We start from the raw sequence: 4,194 nt of genomic DNA, 5'->3' as shown, positions 1-4,194 counted from the left end.
CCATGATCTCGGTGACGGGCCAGGTAGCCTACGGCGGATATGCCGGGCCGTCCCGGTCCCTGCCGTCCCTGATCCCGTTGGCCATCCCATTGGCGGTGCTTGCCGTGCCCTTCATCGACCTGGGGCTGGCGGTGGTCCGCCGGACACGTGCCGGTCGGTCACCGTTCGCCCCGGACAAGATGCATTTGCACCATCGGATGCTGGAAATCGGGAAATCCCACGTCCGAGCCGTGCTCATCATGTACTTCTGGGCGGCACTGCTCGGCTTCGGCGGGGTGGCCGCTTCCTTTTCACGGCGGCCGCTTCCCATCCTCGCCACCGTCGTGGGTCTCGGTCTTGCCGGGCTGCTGGTCCTGTTGCTGGCCGGTCAGCGTGCCGCTCGGAAGGCCTGATGGCTCCCACGCTGCCTGGGGTTCGGCTCGGGATCCTGGTCAACACGGCACTTGCGGTACCCGTCGGAGCAGTCGGCTGGTTCGTACACGGTGGTTCCGGGGTGGCCTCCGGGATAGTCGGTCTCGTCCTGGTCGTCACATTCTTCGTAGCGGGGAAGGTGGCGCTCATCGCGGTTGGAAGGCGTTCGACGGGGATGCTCCTGCCGATGGCGCTGGGCGTCTACGCGATCCAGGTGATCGCACTCGGCGCTGTGCTTGTGGCAGCTTCCAGCGGTTCAGCCATTGATCCGCCCGTGTTCGGATGGTCGGTTTTTGCCGGCGCCTTGGCGTGGAGTTGTGCCGAAGTGGTGTCGGCGTTCCGATTGCGGATCCCGTTCTACGACCCGAAGTCGTTCCGCGCGGATAACCCGTGTCCGGACGATGATCCAGGAAAAAGACCCTGAGGGGGTGCCATGAGTCGATCTGGTCGAAGGCCGCCGGGCCGCGCCGGCCCGCCGTCCGGGGAAGCCTGGGGCATCGTCGGGACTCTTGTCGCGGGCTGCGGTTTCTGGGGACTGGTTGGTTATGGGGTCGACCGGCTCCTGGGTACCGGGGTCGTGTTCCTCCCGGTCGGCGTGATCGTGGGCATGGGCGGCGCTCTGTATCTCGTTATTTATCGCTTTGGTCGCCACTACTGAAATACGCTGCGCTTCTGGATGATTACCTAGCGCAGCAATCGAGTGGAAATTCCAAACGCCAGATAAACGTAGGATGATCTAAAATATACGCACCGGCGCAGGTTGGGTGCCAGCGTCGGGGAGTCGGCACCTCCGAGCGTCGTGACCGACTAGTATCGCTACCGCGGGCCGGGTTCATCGGTGAGGTTCGCGTCTCTCCTGCCGCGGGCGGGGGGTGTTGAGCTGTCACGGTGTCCGGGCGGTCGTGTGGTGAGAGGTGTGCGGTACTCTGCTGATCTTTCGCCATACCGGTGTGCTTTGCGGGACCGAACCATATAGGGTTAGATCAATCCAGCTGAGGGACGATCGACGGTTGCGCGTCGACCAAATTTGATCATGGAGGTGTCGGTGGTGCCGGACGGATCGGTCATCGTGGCCGACGACGGCTTCGTTGGGCCAACTCCGGCGGTCTTCAAGCCGGAAAGCTGGTTCGAGGTCCAGATCGGCCCGATCGACTTCTACATGAACAAATGGTCGGGTTTGACAATATTCACGGCCCTGTTCGTCGGGTTCATCCTCTGGCTCGGTTTTCGCCGTGCTCAGATCGTTCCGCGGGGTCTGCAGAACTTCTGCGAGTCGATCTACGACTTCGTCGATCTCCAGATCGCCCGGGATGTGATCGGGGAACGCGGGCGCCAGTTCACCCCGTACCTGACGATCCTCTTCATGTTCATTCTCGTCTCCAATGTCATGGCCGTCGTTCCGGTCGCCCAATTCCCGACGACATCACGCATCGCCCTGCCGATGGTGCTCGCGGGAATAACGTTTGTGATCTACAACTACGTGGGAATCAAGGAACACGGTGCTGGTCCGTACTTCAAGGAGATGCTGGTACCGGCGCCCGAAGCGCCGTTGGGCGTGAAGGTGATCCTGGCGCCGATCGAGTTTCTGTCCACAATGATCGTCCGGCCCTTCACGCTGGCGGTCCGGTTGTTCGCCAACATGTTCGCCGGTCACATGCTCCTGCTGATCTTCGCGCTCGGTGCAGACTACCTGCTACCCAAGCCGACCTTTGTCTTCGGGCTTCTCTCGGCGGTCACGGCAATCATCCTGACTGCATTCGAGTTCGTGATCGACGTACTTCAGGCGTACATTTTCACGATCTTGACGGCCGCCTACATCGGTGGCGCGATCACGTCCCACGGCGCTGGTGACGAGCACGCAGTCGGACACGCGGGCTCCGAGTCGTCACCGATACCCACATCGCCCGCGGTGGCGCGGGCCTAAGTCAGACCCACGCGCACCGTGGACGGTCCCGGTGCAACGATCGAAAAAGGATGTATTGAACCATGGATGGAACCCTGGTGCTGGCTGCGGAAGAAGCGATCAGCGGCAACATCGGGACCGTTGCCTACGGCATCGCGACGCTTGGTCCGGGCATTGCCATCGGCCTCATCTTCGGTATGGGTGTCCAGGCCATCGCACGGCAGCCGGAAGCTGAGCAGGTTGCTTTCCGGTACATGCTGATCGGATTTGCTCTTGCCGAGGCGCTCGCGCTCATCGGCTTCGTCGTGCCGTTCGTCTTCACCTGAGGGTCAGGGAAACCACGTGTATTCCGCACTCCAGGTCATCGCCCAAGAAGAAGGACACCACGAGGAGAACGTACTCCTCCCGCCGCTTTCCGAGTTGATCGTCGGTGGGATCGCGTTCGGTCTGCTCGTCGGATTCTTCTTCTGGCGGATCTATCCCCAGATCAAGCGAGTCTATGCCGAGCGCTCTGATCGAGTCGAAGGCAGGCTCGCCCACGCGGAGCAGGCCCACCAGGAGGCACAGGCACTTCTCGCTACCTACCGTGCGCAACTCGCTGAAGCGCAGGACGAGGCTGGACGCATTCGTCAGGACGCTCGCGAGCAGGGGCGCCAGATTCTTGAGGCCTTGCGTGCGCAGGCTGGCGAGGAGGTCGCCGAGATCAAGGCCCGCGGCGAGGCGCAGCTCGCTGCGGAGCGGTCCCAGGTCGTTGCTCAGATCCGGCGCGAAATCGGCGACATCGCGCTCGAACTCGCTACGAAGATCGTCGGTTACGAACTGGAGCGGGACGACCGCCAGCGTCAGCTCGTCGACGACTTCATCGCGGGTCTGGAGCGCCCGGACGGCTCGGCGATTCCGGCGCCGGCCGGGCCGGGGGGCTGAGGCGTGGAGGGATCCAGCCGCCGTTCGCTGGTGGCGGCACGGGCTCGGTTGGACGAACTGACCGCGGTCCCACCGCCAGGTGTTACGACGCGGTCCCGTCATCCGGTCGACCTCGCTCGCCTCGCGGACGACTTCGACGGGGTTGTGGACCTGCTCGACCGCGAGCCCGTTGTCCGTCGTGCGCTGGCCGATCCGGGAGTACCCGGATCGGCCCGCTCCGACCTTGCGGCCAGGCTGCTCGATCAGAAGATCTCGGCAGAGGCTCTCGATGTCCTGCAGGTCGCGGTTGCCGGACGCTGGGCCCGACCGTTGGACCTCCGACGCGCGTTGTCGGAACTTGGGGTCGAGGCTCTGCTTGCTCAGGCGCAACGTGAGAATGTGCTCGATGATGTCGAGGACGAGTTGTTCCGGTTCGGGCGAATCCTCAACCGGACTCCGGAGCTCTCGCTGGCCCTGAGCGCCCCGGCTGTCCCGGTGCCGACCAAGCAGGCACTCGTGGCCAGGCTGCTGGATGGGAAGGCCCGGCCCGTAACGGCCCGTCTCATCCAGCGTGCGGTTGCTGAGCGTCACTACGGTGACCTCGAACGCCGGCTCGAGCAGTTGACCGTAATCGCCGCGGCTCGGCGTAACCGTCTGGTTGCCGTAGTGCTTACCGCTGTTCCTCTCGCGGGCGATCAGATTTATCGGCTGCGGACAGCGATCAGCCGCTATTTTGGCCGTGATGTGCAGCTCCAGGTGGACGTCGACCCAGCCGTTCTGGGCGGCGTTGTCGTGCGCGTTGGTGACGAGGTGGTCGACGGCAGTGTCAGCCGTCGCCTCACCGACGCACGCCGGCGGCTGCACCGATAGAGCGCTGCCGTGGACGCCCAGACCTCGCATGACCTGCGGGACGTGCCCTCACCATTTATTGAAGGACCGAAGCGATGACTGAGCTCTCCATCCGACCGGAGGAAATC

General features: G+C 63.7%; 6 protein-coding genes and 1 pseudogene. All 7 read left to right on the top strand.

Annotation, left to right across the window (positions count from 1 at the left end; genetic code table 11):
- Positions 1–392, top strand: a pseudogene (locus DD1DGNOD_RS22370) (undecaprenyl/decaprenyl-phosphate alpha-N-acetylglucosaminyl 1-phosphate transferase); the annotation flags it as partial.
- Positions 392–835, top strand: coding sequence for a hypothetical protein (locus DD1DGNOD_RS22365; protein WP_131770983.1), 444 nt, complete (start codon positions 392–394; stop codon positions 833–835). The pseudogene DD1DGNOD_RS22370 and the gene DD1DGNOD_RS22365, both read left to right, overlap by 1 nt.
- A 9-nt stretch (positions 836–844) precedes the next feature.
- Positions 845–1,069, top strand: a complete 225-nt coding sequence (locus tag DD1DGNOD_RS22360) for an AtpZ/AtpI family protein (RefSeq protein WP_131768432.1) — start codon at positions 845–847, stop codon at positions 1,067–1,069.
- Positions 1,070–1,459: 390 nt separating this feature from the next.
- A complete protein-coding gene (atpB, locus tag DD1DGNOD_RS22355) occupies positions 1,460–2,335 on the top strand; it encodes a F0F1 ATP synthase subunit A (protein WP_131768464.1) in 876 nt (291 codons plus the stop codon).
- Positions 2,336–2,397: 62 nt separating this feature from the next.
- The gene (locus DD1DGNOD_RS22350; RefSeq protein WP_131768431.1) at positions 2,398–2,640 is read left to right on the top strand and encodes a F0F1 ATP synthase subunit C; all 243 of its coding nucleotides are present in this window, start codon (positions 2,398–2,400) and stop codon (positions 2,638–2,640) included.
- 16 nt (positions 2,641–2,656) lie between these two features.
- Entirely contained in the window at positions 2,657–3,238 is a 582-nt protein-coding gene (locus DD1DGNOD_RS22345) for a F0F1 ATP synthase subunit B (RefSeq protein WP_131768430.1), read from the top strand.
- Between the two features lie 3 nt (positions 3,239–3,241).
- Positions 3,242–4,087 carry a F0F1 ATP synthase subunit delta gene (locus tag DD1DGNOD_RS22340; protein ID WP_131768429.1) on the top strand — a complete coding sequence of 282 codons (846 nt, stop codon included), beginning with the start codon at positions 3,242–3,244 and terminating at the stop codon, positions 4,085–4,087.
- Positions 4,088–4,194 lie beyond the last annotated feature (107 nt).

Source organism: Candidatus Protofrankia californiensis, assembly GCF_900634765.1.
Classification (GTDB): domain Bacteria; phylum Actinomycetota; class Actinomycetes; order Frankiales; family Frankiaceae; genus Protofrankia; species Protofrankia californiensis.
The sequence above is the reverse complement of the archived record's forward strand: the minus strand, read 5'-3'. Positions and strand labels throughout refer to the sequence as shown.